This window comes from Pigmentiphaga sp. (assembly GCF_019689535.1).
GTDB lineage: Bacteria > Pseudomonadota > Gammaproteobacteria > Burkholderiales > Burkholderiaceae_B > Pigmentiphaga.
In genome coordinates this window covers 1-20,039 of the sequence record NZ_JADGHH010000049.1, presented here as the reverse complement: position 1 = coordinate 20,039, position 20,039 = coordinate 1, and the positions used below count along the sequence as shown (strand labels likewise).

The window sequence follows — 20,039 nt, the reverse complement described above, 5'->3', positions numbered from 1 at the left end:
CCCGCAAGCACCCGCCCAGCGGCTACCTCCAGCAGCTCCGTGCCGAGTTCGAGGCGCTGAGCCGTCAGCTGTCCGAGGCCGAGTGCGCCGCCACCGCCGCGCAGACCGAAGCCGAGCACAAGCGCCGCGCCTATCGGGAGCTGGAGGAGCGGTCCCAGTCCACCACCTGGTCCACCGCCGAGCAGCGCCTCTACCGGGAGAAGAACCAAGCCGAGGCCGAAGCCGCGCGCTGCCGGGAGGCGCTGTATCCGTTGCGCGAGGAACACGCTCGTCTCGAACGGCTGGTGACCGCACCCCGCCAGTTGGAAGAGGCGAAGGGAGAACTGGAGCGGCTCGCCGCTCGCCGGGCCGCGCTCGTTGCCGAGCTGCAGAAGGCCGCTGCCCTGCGCGGCAAGCTCGAAGCGCGTATCGACGAGCTACGGCGGCAGCTCACGGACGAGACCCGATCTACCGCCCAGCGACTGATCGACGCGGGTGATCTGGCGCCGATCCCGGCGGAGCTGAGCACGCAGCAGGCCGAGCTGACCGCCACCCGGCACACGCTGGAGGAGGTCGCGCGGCGCATCAAGGCACTGGAGGCTGAGCGCGAGGCCCTGCCCGAGACCATCCGCCGTGCCCGGGACCAGTGGCTCGGGGCGCGGGCGACCGTGGCCGAGATCGAACTGCGAGAGCAGTTGCCGGCCTTCATCGACCTCATCGCCCAGGCCGCCGTGGCGACGCACCGGGCGGGATTCTCCCGCGAGCGGGACCGCTACGCGATCGAGATTCCCCAGGAGGCCCTGGAGGCAGCCGGTGCGGCGCTGGATGCCGAGCTTCCGGCCGCCTGAGCCCGTTTATGGACTTGGCTTCTGCCCGCCACAGCGCGTTCATCGACCTGTCTCAACCACAGGAGTAAACCGATGACCGGTACCCCAACGAAAGACAGCATCAGCGCGAAGCTGGCGGCGCTGCCCGGCCTGCCCATGAAAGACCTCTGGGCGCTGTGGGATGCGCACTTCCCGCGCCGTCCTGCCCACACCAACCGCCACTACGTGGAATCGCACCTCGCCTACCGCCTGCAGGAACTGGCCTATGGGCCGCTGCCGGCAGGCGTGCGCCGCTATCTGGTGGAGCGCGGCGCGCAGTTCTCGAAGATCAAGCAGCCCGGACGCGGCACGGAGTGCCATCTGATGCCCGGCACGGTGCTGGTGCGCGAGTGGGACGAGCGCGAGTACCGGGTCACCGTCACCGCCGACGGCCTCTACGAGCTCGAGGGCCGGCGCTTCAAGAGTCTGTCGGCGGCGGCGCGGCACATTACCGGTACCCAGTGGTCCGGGCCCAAGTTCTTCGGGCTGAAGGCGGGCAAGGGGAGCAAGCGATGAGTGCGCCCATCCTGACCTCGCCCAAGCGCTGCGCGGTCTACTGCCGCGTCTCCAGCGACGAACGCCTCGACCAGTCCTTCAATTCCGTCGACGCACAGCGCGAGGCGGGTCACGCCTTCATCAAGAGCCAGAGTCACGAGGGTTGGATTGCGGTGGCCGACGACTACGACGACGGCGGCTACTCCGGCGGCAACATGGAGCGGCCGGCGCTCAAGCGGCTGCTCGCCGAAATCGAGGCCGGCAGGATCGACATCGTGGTGGTCTACAAGATCGACCGGCTGACCCGTTCGCTGGCGGACTTCGCCAAGATGGTCGAGCTCTTCGACAGGCACGGCGTAAGCTTCAGCGCCGTCACCCAACAGATCAACTCGGCCACCTCCATGGGGCGGCTGATGCTCAATGTGCTGCTCTCCTTCGCCCAGTTCGAGCGCGAGGTGACCGGCGAGCGCATCCGCGACAAGATCGCGGCGAGCAAGCGCAAGGGCATGTGGATGGGCGGACCGCTGCCGCTGGGCTACGACGTCGAGAACCGCAGGCTGGTCGTCAACGAGGCGGAAGCTGCCGTGGTGCGACGCATCTTCGACGACTTCGCCACCCTGCGCTCGGCCACGACCATGGTGCGTGCCTATGCGGCCGAGGGCCTCCGCACCAAGACGGGCCGTGCGTTCTGCAAGCAGAGCCTATACAAGGTGCTGCACAACCGCATGTACCTGGGTGAGATCGTCCACAAGGGCAAGAGCTATCCCGGCCAGCATGCCCCCATCGTGAGCCAAGCGCAGTGGGCGGCGGCACACTCGGTGCTGGCGGAAAGCGCCGACCAGCGTCGCGCCGAGACGCGGGGTGGCTCGCGCGGGGTCGCCTTGCTGCGCGGCCTGCTCTTCACTACCGAAGGCGAGCGGCTGATGCCGACCCACACCGTCAAGAAGGGCAAGCGCTACCGCTACTACACGCCGAGCCGGGACCGCCGCTTCGGCGCCGGCAGCAGCCGGTTCGGCAGCCTGCCGGCTGAACCCATCGAGGCGCTGGTGGTGGCGCAGCTGTGCGAGGTGTTGAGGGCGCCCCATCTGGTGCAGGCGGTATGGGACCAGGTACATGCAAACGCGGCCGAGTTGGACGAGGCGCAGGTCGTGGTGCCGATGCGCCAGCTCGCCGCTGTCTGGCCCTCGCTGTTCCCGGCCGAACAGCGGCGCCTGGCGCAACTGCTGATCGAGCGCGTCCTGATCGGTGACGGCGGGCTGGAGATCCTCTGGCGCGACGCCGGCTGGGTGGAACTGATCGACGAACTGCGACCCGGCAGCATCGGCGCGGAACTGGCGGAAGTGGAGGTGACGGCATGACGCGGATACGCCAATCGGGCGAGGCCACGGTACAGCAGCGCATGGACGGCAGCGCCGTGAAACTCTCGACCTTCATCCCCCTGAAGATCAAGAAGCGCGGCGTGCGCAAGGTGGTGATCCGGCCGGACGGTGAGATCAGCCGCCATGCCAGCCGCAGCCAGCACGACAACCCGCTGCTGGTGGCGCTGGCGCGGGCCTTCTATTGGCAACAACTGCTCGACGACGGCGTGGTCGCCAGCGGCACCGACATCGCCCAGCGCGAGGGCCTGCATCACTCGACCGTGAACGAACTGCTGCGCCTGACCCTGCTGGAGCCAGCCATCATCCAGAGCATCCTGGCGGGCCAGCAGCCGCGCTGCATGAGCTTGATCTGGTTCCAGCGCAACCCGCTGCCGCTGGACTGGATCGAGCAGCTGCGGGTGGTCGACGGGTTCGATGCGTAGGGGTTTGACCGCATAGCGGTGGGCATAGTTGACCGCAGAAAGGCCGCGCCAAACCCGCATAAATACTGCGTTCTGCGCCGCGACTACCCGCAGGGCAAACAGAGAAAAGAGACTGGGATAGCCGGGAAATGGGCCGATACGGCGCGTTTGGCCCGGGTGCTACCCGCAGGGCAGGTGGCCGAAACTCCGCGCCACGCGGGGATTCGCGCAAAGAAAAAGGGCCTGGAGACGATCCAGACCCTTGGTGTTGGTGGTGGAACATGGAACCGAACCCGCGTCCGCAATCCGAACTAAATAGTAACGCCTTGGCCTTGAGGACGTGGATTCGATGATTTCGCCAAGATCGTCCTGCGCTGCCACTGGGCTTCTTGGGTAGCGCGATCCGCAGCGACGACTGGGCCATTCCTCACATTGGCCTGAGCAGCCTCGGGGAAATCGTCGGCTGGGCGCGCCCAGACGAGTTTCCGCCAAGGAACATGCGGACGAGCAAGGGGCGTGCGGGCGCTCGGTTACAACGTGAGGATCGGTGTTTGATCTGCGGCCGTGGGCGGCGCCCGCAAGTTCCCGATCAACCCACCGTCCCCTGCGCCGGACCGGCCCGCCCTGGCATACCGTCCTTGAAGATTTTAGTCACATCAATCGGCCAGCAGGTCGCTGGATGTTGACTCTTGACTTTCGCTATGTGAGGCGCAATATCTTGCAAAGTCTTGCACGAATTTCTTCGAGCGAGGCCGCGTGACGGCGGAACTTGTGGGGGTGGTATGACAGCGCGCCAGCAGGCGATCTTCACACTCGACGAGTTGGCTACCTACTTAAAGGTCGGCAAGCGAACGCTCTACCGGCTCGCCGCGCACGGGGAAATTCCGGCCTTCAAGGTGGGCGGGACATGGCGGTTTCGTCAAAGTGAAATCGATCGATGGATCAATGATCAGACCCAAGCAGGCAGAAAGAAGGAGGTGATACGCACAGATGAGCAGCCAAAGTCAGCGGAACACTCCGTGTCGTCTGGGCGCGCTGTCCGTCGCCGCAGGCAAACGGAGTGAGCGAGAGTCTTCAATTTTTCTTCTGGAGGTGTGACATGGACATTGATTTCAAGAAATTGGCTCCCTGGAACTGGTTCAAGAAGGAGCAGGAAGAACAACAGAGCATTGCCTCGCTGCCGGTGCAGCGCAATGACCTGCCGGTGGCGGGTTGGCCCGTCAGTCCCATCCTGCAATTGCATCGCGAGATCGACCGCCTGTTCGACGACGCGTTTCGAGGCTTCGGTTTCCCGACGCTGGCCATGCCACGCTGGCCGTCGGACTGGCCGGGCATGCTGAAGCCGGCGCTGGACATCCAGGAGACCGACAAGCAGTACAAGATCGCCCTGGAAGTACCCGGCGTCGAGGAAAAAGACATCCAGATCACGCTCGACAACGACGTGCTGCTGGTGCGCGGTGAAAAGCGTCAGGAGCAGGAAACGAAAGACGGCGGTTTCCACCGGGTGGAGCGCTCCTACGGCAGCTTTCAGCGCGCTCTGAACCTGCCGGCCGATGCCAACCAGGACACGATCAAGGCCGCTTTCAAGAACGGCGTGCTCACGATCACGATGGAAAAGCGCGAGGCCAGTACGCCCAAGCAGGGGCGCTCGATCCCGATCAACGGCTGACGCGGGGCAGCGCGTTTTTCTCAAAAACCACAAAGAGATGAGGCACCGTGATCGGCGGTGCCTCGTCAGATCTTTACAGGAGCATCAGCATGGCCAGAAAACAATGCCAAGTCTGCGGCCAGCCCGCCACGGTGCGGGTGGAAGCCAATCTCAATGGTCGCCACAGCACCATGCTGTTGTGTGACCATCACTATCGCCAACTGGTGCGCCAGCAAAAGCGCACCGTCTCGCCGCTGGAAGCGTTGTTCGGCTCACGTAGCGGCCTGTTCGAAGACTTCCTTGGCAGCGACTTCTTCCGCATCGGTGACGACGCACCGTCCATGGCGGCCGATACCGACGAGGTCGTCGATGCCTCGTTCGGCGAACCCGCCCCGGCCGGTACGGGCACCGCGCGCCGTCGCGGCAGCGGGCTCGCCAGCCGTATCAGCGAACAGTCCGAGGCCCTATTGCAGGAGGCCGCCCGACACGCTGCAGAGTTCGGGCGCGCCGAAGTCGATACCGAACACCTGCTGCTGGCGCTATCCGACAGCGACGTGGTCAAGACCATCCTGGGGCAGTTCAGGATCAAGGTCGATGACCTCAAGCGACAGATCGAATCCGAAGCCAAGCGCGGCGACAAGCCGTTCGAGGGCGAGATCGGTGTGTCGCCCCGGGTCAAGGATGCGCTCAGCCGTGCTTTCGTGGCCTCCAACGAACTCGGCCACTCTTATGTCGGGCCGGAGCATTTCCTGATCGGGCTCGCCGAGGAAGGCGAAGGTTTGGCGGCCAACCTGCTGCGCCGTTACGGCCTCACACCGCAAGCGCTGCGCCAGCAGGTAAGCAAGGTGGTCGGCAAAGGGGCCGAGGATGGCCGCGCCGAGACGCCGACCAACACGCCCGAGCTGGATAAATACTCGCGCGACCTCACCAAGATGGCGCGCGAGGGCAAACTCGATCCAGTCATCGGCCGTGCGCAGGAGATCGAGACCACCATCGAGGTGCTGGCCCGGCGCAAGAAAAACAACCCGGTGTTGATCGGTGAGCCCGGCGTCGGCAAGACCGCCATCGTCGAAGGGCTGGCGCAGCGCATGGTCGCCGGCGAAGTGCCCGAGACGCTGCGCGACAAGCGCCTGGTGGAACTCAACATCAATGCCATGGTGGCTGGCGCCAAGTACCGGGGCGAGTTCGAGGAGCGCGTGCAGAAGGTGCTCAAGGAAGTGACCGAGCACCAGGGCGAGCTGATTCTCTTCATCGACGAGGTGCACACCATCGTCGGTGCAGGCCAGGGTGGCGGCGAAGGCGGGCTGGACGTGGCCAACGTGTTCAAACCGATGATGGCGCGCGGCGAACTGAACCTGATCGGCGCCACGACGCTCAACGAGTACCAGAAGTACATCGAGAAGGACGCCGCACTGGAGCGTCGCTTCCAGCCGGTGATGGTGCTCGAGCCGACGGTAGCGCAGACCATGATGATCCTGCGCGGCCTGCGCGACACCTTCGAGGCGCACCACAAGGTGAGCATCACCGAGGATGCGATCATCGCCGCCGCCGAGTTGTCGGACCGCTACATCACCGCACGCTTTTTGCCTGACAAGGCCATCGACCTGCTCGATCAGGCGGCCGCACGCGTGAAGCTGTCGGCCACGGCCCGCCCGGTGGCGGTGCAAGAGCTGGAGTCCGAACTGCACCAGCTGCGGCGTGAGCAGGACTATGTGGCCTCGCGCAAGCAGTACGACAAGGCCGCCGAGCTGGGCAAGCGCATCGAGACCAAGGAGACTGAACTCAAGAAGCTCGTCGAGGAATGGGAACGCGAGCGCGCCTCGGGCAGCGCCGAAGTCAAGGCCGAGCATGTCGCGCAGATCGTCTCGCGACTGACCGGCATTCCGGTCAACGAGCTGACGGTGGAAGAACGCGAGAAGCTGCTGCATCTGGAGCAGCGGCTGCACGAGCGCCTGGTGGGTCAGGACGAAGCGGTGCGCGCGGTGGCCGATGCCGTGCGGTTGTCGCGCGCGGGCCTGCGCGAAGGCAGCAAGCCGGTGGCGACTTTTCTGTTCCTCGGGCCGACCGGCGTGGGCAAGACCGAGCTCGCTAAGGCGCTGGCCGAGTCCATCTATGGCGATGAAGGTGCGCTGCTGCGCATCGACATGTCCGAGTACGGGGAACGCCATACCGTGGCACGCCTGGTGGGCGCGCCTCCGGGTTATGTGGGCTATGACGAGGGCGGCCAGCTCACCGAGAAGGTGCGTCGCAAGCCCTACAGCGTGTTGCTGCTGGACGAGATCGAGAAGGCTCACCCCGACGTCTACAACATCCTGCTGCAGGTGTTCGACGACGGGCGGCTCACCGACGGCAAGGGCCGGGTGGTGGATTTCACCAATACCATCATCATCGCCACCTCGAACTTGGGCTCGGACATCATCCAGCGTCGGCTGAAGGCCCGTGGCGCCGCCGGCGAAGAATACGAGAAGACCAAGGCCGAGGTGATGGACGTTCTGCGCGGACACTTCCGCCCCGAGTTCCTCAACCGCATCGACGAAATCATCGTCTTCCACGCGCTGGGCAAGGAAGAGATCCGCCATATCGTCGGCCTGCAGCTCGATCGTGTGGCCCGCAACGCCGCCAGCCAGGGCGTGACGCTCGCCTTCGATCAGACGTTGATCGACCACTTCGCGGAGGAAGGCTACAAGCCGGAATTCGGCGCGCGCGAGCTCAAGCGGCTGATCCGCAGCGAGCTGGAGACCGCGCTGGCGCGCGAGATGCTCGGTGGCGGCATCGGCAAGGGCGATCACGCCAGCGCTCGCTGGGATGACAAGGCCGAGCGGGTGGTTTTCGAGCGCAAGGAGCCACCAGTGAAGCCGGTCGAGCCTGAAAAGCCTGATGCCGCGAAAGTGGCGGAGGCGCCGTCGAGCGACGAAAGCAAGGCGACGCGCAAGAAAAAGCCGGCGGGCGGCGAATCTTGAGTCATGGGGAGGCTGTCGTGTCCGACCCCAACGGGCTGACATGGGCAGCCGCCCTCGTGTCGCTTGCGGTCGCCATTTCGGCGGCAGGGCACGCGGTCATCTACAAGCGTGACCCGCGCTCGGCCACGCTGTGGGTGCTGCTGATCGCTCTGTTGCCGCTGGGCGGTTCGCTGTTGTACTTGCTGTTCGGTATTAACCGCTACCAGCGGCGCGCGCGGCGGCTCTTCCCGGGGGCAGATCCTGCTGTTCAGCAGGACCTCGCGCCTACGATGCCCCAGGCCGTATCGGCGCCGTTTGCCGGCCTGGCGCACCTGGTGGGACGTGCCACCGGCCAGTCGCTGACCAGCGGCAACCGCATCGAGCCGCTCGTCGATGGCGAGCAGGCCTACCCGGCCATGCTCGCTGCCATCGAGTCGGCGCGGCACAGCGTCGCGCTGGCTTCGTACATCTTCGACAGCCAAGGCATCGGGGCGCAGTTCGTCGATGCGCTGCGCCGGGCTCATGCGCGCGGCGTGCAAGTGCGGGTGCTGATCGACGACGTGTATGCCCGCTGGACGCCCAGCAGCGCCTACCGCGCCTTGCAGCGCGCCGGCGTTCCGGCGGCGACGTTCAACCCGACGTTGATTCCCGCGCGCCTGCATGCCGCGCATCTGCGCAATCACCGCAAGCTGCTGGTGATCGATGGCGAGACGGGTTTCACCGGCGGCATGAACATCTTCAGCCCGTATTGGCGGCCCGATGCGCCGGAGCAGGCCTGTCACGATTTGCACTTTCGTCTGCGCGGGCCGGTGGTTGCGCATCTGATGCGGTGCTTCACCGACGATTGGTGCGATACCACGGGCGAGCGGCTCAACGAGGGTTTCTGGGGCGAACCGCCCGCAACGGCTGATGAGCAAGGAACCTCTTGGGCGCGCGGCATCGAGGCCGGTCCCGATGAGGCCCTGGACCGGCTGCGCTGGACCTTCATGGGCGCTTTGAGCGCGGCGAAGCATTCGGTGCGCATCTGGACACCTTACTTCGTGCCCGATCAGCCGATGATCGCGGCGCTGAGCACGGCCGCGTTGCGCGGCGTGCGCGTCGAGGTGCTGACGCCCGCAAACGGCGACCATCCCACGGTGCAATGGGCCGCGCGCGCCCACTACTGGCAGGTGCTGGAGCACGGTGTACGCATCTTCGAACGGCCTGGCCCGTTCGACCACAGCAAGCTGATGCTGATAGACGGCCAGTGGTGCTGCCTGGGTTCGGCCAATTGGGATGCGCGCAGCCTGCGCCTCAACTTCGAGTTCAATGTGGAGGTGTACGACACCGCGCTGTCTACGCGGCTGGAATCCCTTTTTGATGCCGCCCGTGATGCATCGAACGAGATATCGGCCATGGCGTTGCGTGCCCGCCCGCTGGCCATCCGCTTGCGCGACGGGGTGGCCCGTCTGTTCACCCCCATTCTCTAGCGGCACGACTTGCGAGGAACATTGCCCATGGAAAAGAAAGATCAATGGAACATTGGCTACTGGATCGTCGCCGGCCTGTTGCTGCTGACGCTGCAGAACTACTGGCAGGCGGCCAAGACCGTCGAGCCCGTGCCCTACAGCGAATTCGAGAAGGCGCTGGCCGAGGGGCGCGTCGCCGAAGTGCTGGTGTCGGACCGCACGGTCACCGGGCGCCTGAAATCGCCGGACAGCCAGGGCAAGACCACCATCGTGGCCACTCGCGTCGAACCCGACCTGGCCGAGCGGCTGTCCAAGTACGACGTGCCCTACGCGCGGGTGGTGGAAAGCACCTGGCTACGTGATGTGCTCTCCTGGATTCTGCCGGCGGTGGCCTTCTTCGGCGTCTGGTTCTTCCTGTTCCGCCGCTTCGCCGAGAAGCAGGGCATGGGCGGCTTCCTGAGCATCGGCAAGAGCCGCGCCAAGGTGTTCATGGAGAAGAACACCGGCGTCACCTTTGCCGATGTCGCGGGTGTCGATGAGGCCAAGGCCGAGCTGGTCGAAATCGTCGACTTCCTGAAGAACCCGCAGGATTACAGCCGCCTCGGCGCGCGCATCCCGAAAGGTGTGTTGCTGGTTGGCCCGCCCGGCACGGGCAAGACCCTGCTGGCCAAGGCCGTGGCGGGCGAGGCCGGGGTACCGTTCTTCTCTATCTCCGGCTCGGAGTTCGTCGAGATGTTTGTCGGCGTGGGCGCGGCGCGGGTGCGCGACCTGTTCGAGCAGGCGCGCGGGCAGGCGCCGGCCATCATCTTCATCGATGAACTCGACGCGCTGGGCCGTGCACGCGGCGTCGGCGGGCCCATCGGCGGCCACGACGAGCGTGAGCAGACGCTCAACCAGCTGCTCACCGAGATGGACGGCTTCGACAGCTCGGTGGGGCTGATCATCCTCGCCGCCACCAACCGGCCTGAAATTCTCGATCAGGCGCTTTTGCGCGCCGGTCGCTTCGACCGCCAGGTGCTGGTGGACCGTCCCGATAAGAAAGGCCGTCTCGATATCCTGAAGGTGCACGTCAAGAAGGTTACCCTGGCCAGTGATGTCGATCTCGAACAAGTCGCGGCGTTGACGACCGGCTTTTCTGGTGCCGACCTAGCCAACCTGGTTAACGAAGCGGCGCTGGCTGCCACCCGGCGCAAGGCCCGTGCGGTCGAGCTGCAGGACTTCACTGCAGCGATCGAGCGCATCGTCGCCGGCTTGGAGAAGCGCAACCGTGTCCTCAACCCGAAGGAGCGCGAGACGGTGGCCTATCACGAGATGGGCCATGCCTTGGTGGCGCTGGCGCTACCAGGCACAGACCCGGTACACAAGATATCGATCATTCCGCGCGGCATCGGCGCACTGGGCTACACGCTGCAACGCCCCACCGAGGACCGGTTCCTGATGACGCGCGCCGATCTGGAGCACAAGATCGCCGTACTGTTGGGCGGGCGCGCCGCAGAGAAGTTGGTGTTTGGCGAACTGTCGACCGGTGCCGCAGACGATCTGGCGCGGGCCACCGACATCGCGCGCGACATGATCACCCGCTTTGGCATGGACGAGGGACTCGGCTACATCGCGTTTGAGGCGCAGCGGCCGCGTTTTCTCGACGTCCCCGAGCTGGCCCAAGGTGGTTGCCGGGTGGCGGAATCCACCCAGGCGCGCATCGATCAGGCGATCCGCGACATCGTGATGGGCGTGTTCGAGCGCGCCTACCGGATTCTCGATACCAACCGCGCGGTGCTGGAGCGCTGCGCGCGCGAACTGCTGGCGCGGGAAACCCTGGACGAAAACGACATCCGTCAGCTGACCCAGGGGCTGAAGTCCGAATCCCGCGAGTCGGCGCCCCCCCAGTCCGAAACCTCACTCTCTACATCCCAAGGGGCCACACCATGAGCGAACACCTTCACATCGTCTGCCCGCATTGCCAGTCCATCAACCGTGTGCCGGCCGCCAAGCTCGCGGATCAACCTAACTGTGGCCGCTGCCAGCAGCCCTTGTTCACGGGCGAGCCCATCGAGTTGACCACGGCGACATTCGGGCGCCACGTGGAGCGCAGCGATCTTCCTTTGCTTGTCGATTTCTGGGCGCCGTGGTGCGGGCCTTGCAAGATGATGGCACCGCAGTTTCAGCAAGCGGCGCGCCAGCTCGAACCCTGGATCAGGCTGGCGAAGGTGAACACCGAGGCTGAGCCGCACCTGGCCGCGCAGTTCGGTATCCGCAGCATTCCGACGCTGGCCCTGTTCCAAGGTGGGCGGGAGATCGGGCGTCAGGCGGGCGCCATGGGCGCGCAGGACATCGTGCGCTGGGCAAAGGCGCAGGTTGGGCGCTGATCGATGCAGAGCCTGCTGAGCGTCACGCTGATATTGCTAGTGGGGTGCAGTGTGGCGGCCGTGGTGACGGCTGCGTTCAGAGTACCCACCTTGCTGGGTTATCAGCAGTCCTTTGCCGCAGCCCTTGGGTTGACGGAACAGGTAATGTCGGCGCTGGACATGCCGGCCGAGATAGTCGAACGAAACATCAGTGCAATGCGCCATCGTCCCGACAGCGACAATTTCGCAGGGAGTCCATCTGCATGAAGTCAACAGGCCGCAATCCATTTCAGGTCTTGCGTGACCAATGGGCCATCATGAGTTTATACGAGCGCTTCGAGCAGGTCGTCGCCCTCGTTCTGTCGGCGGTAATTGCCGTCATCATCGTGGTGTCGCTGTTCCAGCTCATCGCCATCGTCTTCACGCTGCTGGTCCTCAATGCCTTCAATCCCCTGGATCACAAGGTATTCCAGAGTGTGTTCGGCATGATCATGACGCTCTTGATCGCGATGGAGTTCAAGCATTCCATCGTGCGCGTGGCGCTGCGTCGGGACAGCATCATCCAGGTCAAGACCGTGATCCTCATCGGTCTGATCGCGCTGGCGCGCAAGTTCGTGATCCTCGACCCCGAGGCGAGCCCTGGCAAGATCGCCGCGCTTGCAGGCGCCACACTGGCGCTCGGTGCCACTTACTGGCTGCTGCGCGATCGCGACGACCGCGTCGCCGAGACATCTGGGCATGACCCGTCATCATCCCAGTGACCCGCGCGCGGCGTTGTTGCAACACCGCTGGCTCAACCGCCTGCAGACTGGGCTGTTGGTCCTGACCCTGATCGGGATCGCAGCCACCGCAGGAAGCCTGCTGTTCGGGGAAAGCGGCCTGTGGCTCGCGCTGTTTGCAGTTGCAGGCACGTTGTTGCTGGAACCGGCAGCCGCATCCGCCTTGACCTTGCGCCTGTACCGCGCACGGGCTTTGCGCCCGCACGAAGCCCCCGAGATTTGGGCCCTGTTGCGCGAGCTGTCCGCCCGTGCCGGTTTGCCCGCCACGCCGGTGCCGCACTACGTGCCCAGTGCCGTCGTCAACGCCTTCGCCACCGGCTCGAAGCAGCATGCATCGATCGCCCTCACCGATGGCCTGCTGCGCAACCTGAGTCCGCGCGAACTGGCGGGTGTGCTCGCGCACGAGGTCGCGCACATCGCCAATGAGGATCTGCGTGTCATGGGGCTGGCGGATTCCGTCAGTCGCCTCACGAGCCTGCTGGCTATGGTCGGACAGATCGCTATTGTGTTCAGCTTGCCCGCACTGCTGGCCGGCGCGGTGGCGGTCAATTGGCCTGGACTGCTTCTGCTGGCCGCCTCGCCCCAGCTGGCCCTGCTCGCACAGCTCGGCTTGTCTCGCGTGCGTGAGTTCGACGCTGACCGCCTCGCGGCGGAACTGACCGGCGACCCGCAAGGGCTGGCGTCCGCGCTGGCGAAGATCGAGCGGGTCAGTCGCTCCTGGCGTGCCTGGCTGTGGCCGGGATGGGGCAATCCCGAGCCTTCCTGGTTGCGCACGCATCCGGCAACGCAAGATCGCATCTCACGCCTGCTGACGTTGGCGCCTGGACCAGCAACAGCCTTGCCGTTTCACGCGCCCCATTTCTTGCCGGAATCCGCTGTGACGCCGCGCCCGCCGCGCTGGCGCCCGAGCGGGCTATGGCGCTGATTGTCTATCAACAGGAGACTTCTCATGGCCTACCCTGACCCGTACCCACGCCCCGCACCGGATCCCTTCATCCGGCGCTGGCTCTTCATCACCGCCTGTATTGCCACGCTCATGCTGCTGTGGCAGTTCCTGCCCGCCATCGAAGCCTGGTTCAGCCCGCGCCAAGCCGCTGAGCGCACCGTCACGCCGCGTGGCGATCTGGCCGCTGACGAACAGGCCACCATCGAACTGTTCGAAAAATCACGCGCCTCGGTGGTCTACATCACCACCGCGCAGCTGGTGCGCGACGTCTGGACGCGCAATGTCTTCTCCGTGCCGCGTGGCACCGGCTCGGGCTTCATCTGGGACGACGCCGGCCACGTCGTCACCAACTTCCACGTCATCCAGGGCGCGTCCGAAGCCACCGTCAAGCTTGCCGACGGCCGCGACTACCAGGCCGCGCTGGTGGGGGCCAGCCCAGCACACGACATCGCCGTACTCAAGATCGGCGTCGGCTTCAAACGCCCGCCTGCCGTGCCGGTCGGCACCAGCGCCGACCTCAAGGTGGGACAGAAGGTGTTTGCTATCGGCAACCCCTTTGGCCTGGACTGGACGCTCACCACCGGCATCGTCTCCGCGCTCGACCGCTCGTTACCGGGAGAAGCGGGCGGCCCGGCCATTGATCACCTGGTTCAGACCGACGCCGCCATTAACCCCGGCAACTCGGGCGGCCCCCTGCTCGATTCGGCCGGTCGGCTTATCGGCATCAACACGGCGATCTACAGCCCCTCCGGCGCCTCGGCCGGGATCGGTTTTGCCGTGCCGGTGGACACCGTCATGCGGGTAGTGCCGCAACTCATCAAGACCGGCAAATACATCCGCCCGGCGCTTGGCATCGAGGTGGACGAACAGCTCAATCAGCGCCTGCTTGCGCTGACGGGAAGCAAGGGCGTGTTCGTGCTGCGTGTCACCCCCGGCTCGGCAGCGCACAAAGCCGGGCTCGCTGGGGTCGAGATTACCCCACAAGGCATCGTGCCCGGCGACCGCATCGTTCGCATCGACGGCACGGCGATCGACGATGTGGCCAAGCTGCTCGCCCGGCTCGACGACAGGAAGGTCGGCGATGTCGTAGTCTTGTCCGTGGAGCGGGCCGGCAAATCGCGAGAGGTGCAGGTGGAGTTGCAGCCCGGGATTTGATTCAGTTGAATCTCTGGTTCATGCGGCGTTGAGCAGCCAAGCGGCTTCAGCCTCACGCCGTGTGACCAGTCCCGGCAGTACTTTTCCACCGCTATAGACCCATCGCCGCAGTTCCTGCCCAGCAGAAGACCAGTCCCGCTGGTTAATGCGCCGTCGCAGCGTCGACGTCTGCAACCGCCCCGCGCCAAGGTTGAACGTGAAGTCAACGATGGCCGCGAGCCGCGCCTCCGGCTCAGTGGCCAGTACCGGGCAGTAGCGCAGCGTCGCCGTCAGTGCCGTCTGCAGATCGCGCGCCAGATAGACCTCGGCTTCTGCCTCCGTGATCGGCGGATGCTTGGGGTCGCAGAGATGGCCGTAGCCGATCGTCGGATATCCTGCCGAGCAGATGTACGGATAGGCCCGGTTGGGATCGTGCTTTGGAACGCGGTGAAAGCCCTCGAAGCGCTTTGCAAGCTCAATGGCTTGGGGCGGCACGCGGATCACACGTTCGTCCGACCGCCCCATCACCGCAGCCCCTTTTCCAGGGTGCGATTCAGGAACCTGTAGTTCAGGATGCCTGCGAGCAAGGCCTGATCTGCCTCCGACCAAGCTGCGAGCAACGCTGGCCCGAACCCCACGCCCGACTGCACCGAGCCGACGAAGGTCGAGAGCTTCACCCCGGCATACATCAGCACGAAGAGGTAGGTGACCACGGGCCTGACCGTGGTGGACAGCGCATCGGCCCACTTCACGCCCGAGGTTCGGCCCTGCGCCGCCACCGCCTCGCGCAAGGTCTCGAGGGCCCCCACGTTCCAGGCGGCATCGGCCCCGGCGCCGATCTCGGTCATCCGCTGGGCGCCGCGCAGCTTCTCGAACGCAAGCAGCCGGTCCTGCATGGCGAGTTCATGGCTGCGCTCGCCCTTGCGGTCCAGCCACTTGAGGATCTCCGGCGCGAGACGGAAGGCCCCGCCGAGGAGGCCGCCGAGCAAGGTCTCGATCATTGGCCACCTCCCAGCGGCACAAGGACCAGTGGTACCAGGCCGAACACCCGCCCATCATCAGCCGCGAATTGTGGGACAGCGTCCACGCGATCCTGGAGACGAATGGCCGAGTGCGGGGCAACACGACGCGGGCAAAGGTTCCCTATCTGCTCAAGGGCATCGTGTTCGGCAACGACGGTCGCGCACTGTCGCCGTGGCACACCACCAAGAAGAATGGCCGTCGCTACCGCTACTACGTGCCCCAGCGCGACGCCAAGGAACACGCGGGTGCCTCGGGTCTGCCGCGATTGCCCGCCTCAGAACTTGAGTCGGCGGTGCTCGACCAACTGCGTGCCATCCTGCGTGCCCCGAATCTGCTCGGCGACATGCTGCCGCAAGCGATCAAGCTCGACCCAACGCTGGACGAGGCCAAGATCACCGTGGCCATGACCCGACTCGACGCGATTTGGGATCAACTGTTCCCGGCGGAGCAGACCCGGATCGTGAAATTGCTGGTCGAGAAGGTGATCGTGTCGCCCAATGACCTCGAGGTGCGATTGCGCGCCAACGGCATCGAGCGGCTGGTGCTTGAACTGCGTCCCGAGCCGGTCGAGCAACAAGCGGAGGCGTTGGCATGAGCGACATCCGCATCCAGAAAACTGGCGAGCCGGACATCGTTGAGGCGAGTGATGGCCGGCTAACTCTGTCTGTGCCGATCCAGATCAAGCGGCGCAGCGGCCGCAAGCTGGTCACCCTCCCGAACGGTGAGACTGCACCGGTCAGACCATGGGACGTGGCACCGACCTCCATTCAATTGGCGCTGGCCAGGGGTCACCGCTGGCTGGCGATGCTGGAATCGGGGGAAGCGAAGTCCTTGAAGGAAATCGCCACGCGGGAGGGGATCGACAACAGCTACGTCAGCCGGATGGTCAACCTGACCACGCTGGCACCCGACATCGTGGCGGCCATCCTGGACGTCGAATTGCCGAACCACGTCACGCTGTTTGATCTGGCGGTTGATCCGCCAGCGCTGTGGGATGAGCAGCGGGAGAGAGTCGGACTCTGAGGTGGAGACACCACCTCAGCTCAACATGCCTTTGAGATCCTTGAGCATCAGGAACAGATGGTACGGATCAGTCGGGCTGGGCTCGAATTCCCACGATTCGTACCACTGCCGTGCTGCGTCGTCCTTGGCATGGACCAACAGGCAGCGGATACCCGCAATGTCGGCGGCCTGTGCGGTGCGCAGCAGTGCATCCTTGAGCAAGGCCTGGCCCAGACCTTTACGCTGATGCTCCTTGTCCACGGCGAGCCGGGCCAGGATCATGACCGGCACCGGGTGGCGCGCCAGCCCCTTCATCACTCTCGACGGCGTGGCTTCCGGATCGACGCTACCAACGGCTAGGCTGTAGAAGCCGACCACCACGTCACCCTGGCAGCAGACATAGGTCTGCGCGCTGTTGGCCTTCTGGTTGACGAGCGCGTAGCGCTGCAGGAACTGGTTCAGCGCGGCCTGGCCGCAGTCGAACGCATCGACCTGATCCGTTGCAGCCAGCTTGCGAACGGGCGAGTAGTCATTGCTCAATCCAGCACCCCAGGTTCACGCAGCAACTTCTTCAGACGCGGCTTGCTTTGCACCGGGCGGTCCAGCGCCTCCTGGAAGGCCTGCCACTGTGTGTCGTCCAGCACGAACTGGCGACGATCCGCCAGCGTCTGCGCGGCCGCCGTCACGCCCGCGTCGAGCAGGAACTCGCTGACGTTCTTGTGGCAGGCGCGTGCGGCTTCTTGAAGCAGCTGCTTGACCGGCGTGCTGGCACGAACGTCAATGCGTTCGGTCTTGGAAAGATTCAGGGTGCTCATGGTGCCCCTCCGGACTGATATTGGATTCCTTTATTGTACTCGTCCGGACATTGTCCTGACAAGAGGTTCCTTATCTTAGCCACCATCCAAGCACGTACTTTCGCGTTGCGACATGTCGGTAGTTCTCGATAACTACCGACGAAACGCACCCGCAGCGTGTCCTTCGCCCCCCGATGCTGCAATCCAACCGCTTGATTCGTCCGCGCGTAACCCTTTGATCTGTATGGCGCTGACTTGTGGCCCTTGCGGACTTCGGGCAACTTTCAGGGAGCGAGGTCGGAGCGAGGAATGGCTAGGAGAAAGTGGAATGTGGCCCGGAACGGCCAATTCAGGCGGCGGGCGAAGTCCGCAGGCTTCCGCAGGAGCCCCCAAGAACACGCGGGAACCGGCGCGATCAGGCAAGAAAAAACCCCAACCGAGAACGGTTGGGGTTTCATTATTGGTGGAGCCGGCGGGAATTGAACCCGCGTCCGGAAGCCCTCTACAGACAGTTCTACATGTGTAGTCGATTTATTTGGATTTAACCGCGGGCTTAGCCAACCGACAGGCCGGCACGCGGCGATTCACGTAGTTTAAGCATGAACCGTGTGACCCCAGTCCATGCCGAGTCCTTGTCAATGACGCTGCTGCGGTTCAGGATGCAGGCTGCTTCGGGGAGTATGGCCCTAGGCAGGGATCCTTAGGAAGGTTGCCCTTCCTCCGCCCGACCCAAGGACAGATCGGTGCAGCGGCTCACCGTTTAAGCGGCGAGAGCGAAACGCTCGTCGTTGGCGTTTATTTGATTTCCAGTGGTTTTACGAGCTTACTGGTGCTCGACATGCCCTGTGCTGCTTCGTGACCCCCGTCGAAACCGGTACGGCCCCGTATGGAGGATTGTAGCCCATATGGGGGCCGAAGCCCCGCTTTCAAGAGGGTTTTCTTTCTCGAGGGGCTGGGATGTGGCGACGGTTCGGCCGCACGTCTTATACCGGCGACAGCCGGCGGATGACGGGCAGCAGTTCGGGCACCGAACCTACCACGGCATCGGCCCCCCAGGCCTCGGGCGGCGCGAGGTCTCCGCAGTACCCATAGGCGGTGGCGATGGTTTTCATGCCTGCCGCTTTGCCGGCCACGATGTCCCGCTGGTCATCGCCTATGTAGAGGCAACGCTCGGGCGCCACGCCGGCCAGCCGGGCGGCATGCAGCAACGGCTCGGGGTGCGGTTTGGAATAGGGGGTCGTGTCGCCGCAGACGACGACGCGGCTATGTTGTTCGAGCGCGAGGTGGCGGACCAGCGGCTTGGTAAAGCGCGTCGCTTTGTTGGTGACGATGCCCCAGGACCATCCTCCGTCCATGAGATCGGCCAGTAGCTTTTCCACGCCTGGGAAGAGGACGGTATGGACGGCAATGTTGGCCGCGTAGTCGTCGAGAAACTGCTGCTTGGCCTCCTCGTATCCGGGGGATGCGGGCGTGAGGCCCAGCGCGACGCGGAGCAGTCCGCGGGCACCTTGCGAGGCAATGGGACGCAGCTGCTCGTACGGCAGCGGCGGCTGGCCGCGGCGGAGCCGCTGCTGGTTGGCTGCGGCGGCCAGGTCGGGGGCGGTGTCGGCCAGTGTGCCGTCGAAGTCGAAAAGGACGAGCGGTTTCATGAGCGGATCATCGCCACCAAGTAGTTCACGCTAGTGTCGTTGCTCAGTTTGTAGGTCTTGGTCAGGGGGTTGTATTCCAGGCCCTTGATCGCCAGAGCTTCGAGGCCGGCGCGGCGGGCAGCACCAATCAGTTCGCTCGGTTTGATGAAATGGTCGTAGCTGTGCGTTCCCCGCGGAACGAGGCCCAGCACATATTCCGCACCGAGAATCGCAAATGCAAATGATTTGAGATTGCGGTTCAGCGTGGAGAAAAACACGTGGCCGCTCGGTTTGACCAAACTGGCGCAGGCATGAATGACCGATTCCGGATCCGGCACGTGTTCCAGCAATTCCATGCAGGTCACGATATCGAAAGACCCGGGCTGCTCGGCTGCCAGCTGCTCCACGCTGATATTCCTGTAATCCACTTTCACGCCCGTTTCCAGGCTGTGGAGTTTGGCGACCTTCAGCGATCTTTCCGCGAGGTCGATGCCGGTGACGGTCGCGCCCCGGGCAGCCATGCTTTCGGCCAATATGCCGCCGCCGCATCCGACGTCGAGTATGGTTTTGTTACCAAGTCCGTGCGCAGTTTGGCTGATCCACTCCAGGCGCAGTGGATTAATGGCATGGAGGGGCTTGAATTCGCTTTCGGGATCCCACCAGCGCGAAGCCAACGCGCTGAATTTCGCCAGCTCGGCTGCATCGGCATTGACGGTTTGAGAGTCGTGGGCGGTAGTCGTCATGACAGGCTCCAATGAAAAAACCCCGCAGTCACTTACCTGCGGGGTTTCGAGCCAGCGGCTGTCACCGCTGGAAACCGGCTGGAATACCAGGCGGGTGCTGCTTATCGAGTGCGCGTACCAACCACTTCGACTTCCACGCGGCGGTTCTTCGCGCGGCCGGCGGCAGTCTTGTTGTCGGCGATGGGCTGCTTCTCACCCTTGCCTTCCGTGTAGATACGGTTGGCTTCGATGCCCTTGCTGACCAGGTAAGCCTTGACGGCTTCGGCACGGCGGACCGACAGGCGTTGGTTGTAGGCCTCGGAACCGATGGAGTCGGTGTGGCCGACGGCGATCACGACTTCGAGGTTGATGCCGCGGATTTGGTTGACCAGCTCGTCCAGCTTCGCCTTGGCTTCAGGCTTGACCACAGCCTTGTCGAAATCGAAGAAGGCGTCAGCCGAGTAGGTCACCTTTTCGCTGACCGGGACCGGAGCGGGGGCGGGCTTAGGAG

General features: G+C 64.6%; 23 protein-coding genes, 1 other RNA gene and 1 pseudogene. 17 read left to right on the top strand and 8 right to left on the bottom strand.

Translation table 11 applies throughout. The features are described 5' to 3' along the window. The 15 genes and pseudogenes from IRZ12_RS06385 to IRZ12_RS06315 all read left to right on the top strand — a co-directional run. The coding region (locus tag IRZ12_RS06385) for a hypothetical protein (protein WP_296465896.1) at window positions 1-827 on the top strand (827 nt) is incomplete at its 5' end. A 72-nt stretch (window positions 828-899) separates the two neighbouring features. Further along, window positions 900-1,361, top strand: a complete 462-nt coding sequence (locus IRZ12_RS06380) for a DUF2924 domain-containing protein (protein WP_296465893.1) — start codon at window positions 900-902, stop codon at window positions 1,359-1,361. Beyond that, window positions 1,358-2,698, top strand: coding sequence for a recombinase family protein (locus tag IRZ12_RS06375; RefSeq protein ID WP_296465890.1), 1,341 nt, complete (start codon window positions 1,358-1,360; stop codon window positions 2,696-2,698). The genes IRZ12_RS06380 and IRZ12_RS06375 overlap by 4 nt, the downstream gene beginning before the upstream one ends. Next, window positions 2,695-3,141: a hypothetical protein gene (locus tag IRZ12_RS06370; RefSeq protein WP_296465887.1), complete on the top strand. Its 447-nt coding sequence runs from the start codon at window positions 2,695-2,697 to the stop codon at window positions 3,139-3,141. Before IRZ12_RS06375 ends, IRZ12_RS06370 begins: the two co-directional genes overlap by 4 nt. 374 nt (window positions 3,142-3,515) lie before the next feature. Continuing rightward, window positions 3,516-3,675, top strand: a pseudogene (locus tag IRZ12_RS06365) (phospholipase); the annotation flags it as partial. Between the two features lie 227 nt (window positions 3,676-3,902). Further along, a complete protein-coding gene (locus IRZ12_RS06360; RefSeq protein WP_296465884.1) occupies window positions 3,903-4,184 on the top strand; it encodes a helix-turn-helix domain-containing protein in 282 nt (93 codons plus the stop codon). Window positions 4,185-4,219: 35 nt separating this feature from the next. After that, window positions 4,220-4,789 carry an Hsp20/alpha crystallin family protein gene (locus tag IRZ12_RS06355; protein ID WP_296465882.1) on the top strand — a complete coding sequence of 190 codons (570 nt, stop codon included), beginning with the start codon at window positions 4,220-4,222 and terminating at the stop codon, window positions 4,787-4,789. An 89-nt stretch (window positions 4,790-4,878) separates the two neighbouring features. Continuing rightward, window positions 4,879-7,728 carry a heat shock survival AAA family ATPase ClpK gene (gene clpK / locus IRZ12_RS06350; protein ID WP_296465877.1) on the top strand — a complete coding sequence of 950 codons (2,850 nt, stop codon included), beginning with the start codon at window positions 4,879-4,881 and terminating at the stop codon, window positions 7,726-7,728. Window positions 7,729-7,745: 17 nt separating this feature from the next. Then, the gene (cls, locus tag IRZ12_RS06345) at window positions 7,746-9,176 is read left to right on the top strand and encodes a cardiolipin synthase (RefSeq protein WP_296465875.1); all 1,431 of its coding nucleotides are present in this window, start codon (window positions 7,746-7,748) and stop codon (window positions 9,174-9,176) included. A 27-nt stretch (window positions 9,177-9,203) separates the two neighbouring features. Next, window positions 9,204-11,084, top strand: coding sequence for an ATP-dependent zinc metalloprotease FtsH (gene ftsH, locus IRZ12_RS06340; RefSeq protein ID WP_296465871.1), 1,881 nt, complete (start codon window positions 9,204-9,206; stop codon window positions 11,082-11,084). Then, the gene (trx-GI, locus tag IRZ12_RS06335) at window positions 11,081-11,521 is read left to right on the top strand and encodes a heat resistance system thioredoxin Trx-GI (RefSeq protein WP_033980488.1); all 441 of its coding nucleotides are present in this window, start codon (window positions 11,081-11,083) and stop codon (window positions 11,519-11,521) included. Before ftsH ends, trx-GI begins: the two co-directional genes overlap by 4 nt. 3 nt (window positions 11,522-11,524) lie before the next feature. Further along, window positions 11,525-11,767 carry a hypothetical protein gene (locus IRZ12_RS06330; protein ID WP_040436288.1) on the top strand — a complete coding sequence of 81 codons (243 nt, stop codon included), beginning with the start codon at window positions 11,525-11,527 and terminating at the stop codon, window positions 11,765-11,767. Further along, window positions 11,764-12,261, top strand: a complete 498-nt coding sequence (psiE-GI, locus tag IRZ12_RS06325; protein ID WP_296465860.1) for a heat resistance protein PsiE-GI — start codon at window positions 11,764-11,766, stop codon at window positions 12,259-12,261. The genes IRZ12_RS06330 and psiE-GI overlap by 4 nt, the downstream gene beginning before the upstream one ends. Beyond that, window positions 12,239-13,204 (top strand): zinc metalloprotease HtpX, encoded by a 966-nt coding sequence (locus tag IRZ12_RS06320; protein ID WP_296465857.1) that lies wholly within the window; start codon window positions 12,239-12,241, stop codon window positions 13,202-13,204. The genes psiE-GI and IRZ12_RS06320 overlap by 23 nt, the downstream gene beginning before the upstream one ends. 24 nt (window positions 13,205-13,228) lie before the next feature. Beyond that, window positions 13,229-14,380 carry a trypsin-like peptidase domain-containing protein gene (locus tag IRZ12_RS06315; RefSeq protein WP_296465852.1) on the top strand — a complete coding sequence of 384 codons (1,152 nt, stop codon included), beginning with the start codon at window positions 13,229-13,231 and terminating at the stop codon, window positions 14,378-14,380. 18 nt (window positions 14,381-14,398) lie between these two features. On the opposite strand, the gene IRZ12_RS06310 is transcribed toward IRZ12_RS06315, so the two are convergent. Together IRZ12_RS06310 and IRZ12_RS06305 are read right to left on the bottom strand one after the other, a co-directional pair. Continuing rightward, complete coding sequence (locus IRZ12_RS06310; protein ID WP_296465849.1) at window positions 14,399-14,863, bottom strand: lysozyme; 465 nt, start codon at window positions 14,861-14,863, stop codon at window positions 14,399-14,401. A 20-nt stretch (window positions 14,864-14,883) separates the two neighbouring features. Further along, window positions 14,884-15,360 carry a hypothetical protein gene (locus IRZ12_RS06305; protein WP_296465846.1) on the bottom strand — a complete coding sequence of 159 codons (477 nt, stop codon included), beginning with the start codon at window positions 15,358-15,360 and terminating at the stop codon, window positions 14,884-14,886. On the opposite strand from IRZ12_RS06305, the gene IRZ12_RS06300 reads away from it, so the two are divergent. Both IRZ12_RS06300 and IRZ12_RS06295 read left to right on the top strand, forming a co-directional pair. After that, window positions 15,360-15,977 (top strand): recombinase zinc beta ribbon domain-containing protein, encoded by a 618-nt coding sequence (locus IRZ12_RS06300; protein ID WP_296465845.1) that lies wholly within the window; start codon window positions 15,360-15,362, stop codon window positions 15,975-15,977. The two genes, IRZ12_RS06305 and IRZ12_RS06300, sit on opposite strands and share 1 nt — an antisense overlap. Continuing rightward, window positions 15,974-16,405: a LacI family transcriptional regulator gene (locus tag IRZ12_RS06295; RefSeq protein WP_296465843.1), complete on the top strand. Its 432-nt coding sequence runs from the start codon at window positions 15,974-15,976 to the stop codon at window positions 16,403-16,405. The genes IRZ12_RS06300 and IRZ12_RS06295 overlap by 4 nt, the downstream gene beginning before the upstream one ends. A gap of 15 nt (window positions 16,406-16,420) precedes the next feature. Here IRZ12_RS06295 and IRZ12_RS06290 read toward each other — a convergent pair whose 3' ends face one another. From IRZ12_RS06290 to ompA, 6 genes are all read right to left on the bottom strand, one after another. Further along, the gene (locus tag IRZ12_RS06290) at window positions 16,421-16,924 is read right to left on the bottom strand and encodes a GNAT family N-acetyltransferase (RefSeq protein WP_053299180.1); all 504 of its coding nucleotides are present in this window, start codon (window positions 16,922-16,924) and stop codon (window positions 16,421-16,423) included. Next, window positions 16,921-17,199, bottom strand: coding sequence for a DUF1778 domain-containing protein (locus IRZ12_RS06285; RefSeq protein ID WP_029577227.1), 279 nt, complete (start codon window positions 17,197-17,199; stop codon window positions 16,921-16,923). The genes IRZ12_RS06290 and IRZ12_RS06285 overlap by 4 nt, the downstream gene beginning before the upstream one ends. Window positions 17,200-17,639: 440 nt before the next feature. Further along, window positions 17,640-18,062: a transfer-messenger RNA gene (gene ssrA, locus IRZ12_RS06280) on the bottom strand. A gap of 99 nt (window positions 18,063-18,161) precedes the next feature. Then, window positions 18,162-18,827 (bottom strand): HAD family hydrolase, encoded by a 666-nt coding sequence (locus IRZ12_RS06275; protein ID WP_296465819.1) that lies wholly within the window; start codon window positions 18,825-18,827, stop codon window positions 18,162-18,164. Beyond that, complete coding sequence (gene ubiG, locus IRZ12_RS06270) at window positions 18,824-19,549, bottom strand: bifunctional 2-polyprenyl-6-hydroxyphenol methylase/3-demethylubiquinol 3-O-methyltransferase UbiG (RefSeq protein ID WP_296465816.1); 726 nt, start codon at window positions 19,547-19,549, stop codon at window positions 18,824-18,826. Before ubiG ends, IRZ12_RS06275 begins: the two co-directional genes overlap by 4 nt. Before the next feature lie 101 nt (window positions 19,550-19,650). Continuing rightward, a partial coding sequence (gene ompA / locus IRZ12_RS06265) for an outer membrane protein OmpA (protein WP_296465813.1) occupies window positions 19,651-20,039 on the bottom strand: 389 nt, incomplete at its 5' end.

Bases quoted from the DNA above. Each gene is read 5' to 3' on its own strand.
- IRZ12_RS06315 (WP_296465852.1), top strand. From the start codon at position 13,229: ATGGCCTACCCTGACCCGTACCCACGCCCCGCACCGGATCCCTTCATC.
- IRZ12_RS06275 (WP_296465819.1), bottom strand. From the start codon at position 18,827: ATGAAACCGCTCGTCCTTTTCGACTTCGACGGCACACTGGCCGACACC.
- IRZ12_RS06355 (WP_296465882.1), top strand. From the start codon at position 4,220: ATGGACATTGATTTCAAGAAATTGGCTCCCTGGAACTGGTTCAAGAAG.
- IRZ12_RS06380 (WP_296465893.1), top strand. From the start codon at position 900: ATGACCGGTACCCCAACGAAAGACAGCATCAGCGCGAAGCTGGCGGCG.
- trx-GI (WP_033980488.1), top strand. From the start codon at position 11,081: ATGAGCGAACACCTTCACATCGTCTGCCCGCATTGCCAGTCCATCAAC.
- ubiG (WP_296465816.1), bottom strand. From the start codon at position 19,549: ATGACGACTACCGCCCACGACTCTCAAACCGTCAATGCCGATGCAGCC.
- IRZ12_RS06360 (WP_296465884.1), top strand. From the start codon at position 3,903: ATGACAGCGCGCCAGCAGGCGATCTTCACACTCGACGAGTTGGCTACC.
- clpK (WP_296465877.1), top strand. From the start codon at position 4,879: ATGGCCAGAAAACAATGCCAAGTCTGCGGCCAGCCCGCCACGGTGCGG.
- IRZ12_RS06285 (WP_029577227.1), bottom strand. From the start codon at position 17,199: ATGAGCACCCTGAATCTTTCCAAGACCGAACGCATTGACGTTCGTGCC.
- IRZ12_RS06320 (WP_296465857.1), top strand. From the start codon at position 12,239: ATGACCCGTCATCATCCCAGTGACCCGCGCGCGGCGTTGTTGCAACAC.
- IRZ12_RS06370 (WP_296465887.1), top strand. From the start codon at position 2,695: ATGACGCGGATACGCCAATCGGGCGAGGCCACGGTACAGCAGCGCATG.
- IRZ12_RS06305 (WP_296465846.1), bottom strand. From the start codon at position 15,360: ATGATCGAGACCTTGCTCGGCGGCCTCCTCGGCGGGGCCTTCCGTCTC.
- ftsH (WP_296465871.1), top strand. From the start codon at position 9,204: ATGGAAAAGAAAGATCAATGGAACATTGGCTACTGGATCGTCGCCGGC.
- psiE-GI (WP_296465860.1), top strand. From the start codon at position 11,764: ATGAAGTCAACAGGCCGCAATCCATTTCAGGTCTTGCGTGACCAATGG.
- IRZ12_RS06375 (WP_296465890.1), top strand. From the start codon at position 1,358: ATGAGTGCGCCCATCCTGACCTCGCCCAAGCGCTGCGCGGTCTACTGC.
- IRZ12_RS06295 (WP_296465843.1), top strand. From the start codon at position 15,974: ATGAGCGACATCCGCATCCAGAAAACTGGCGAGCCGGACATCGTTGAG.
- IRZ12_RS06330 (WP_040436288.1), top strand. From the start codon at position 11,525: ATGCAGAGCCTGCTGAGCGTCACGCTGATATTGCTAGTGGGGTGCAGT.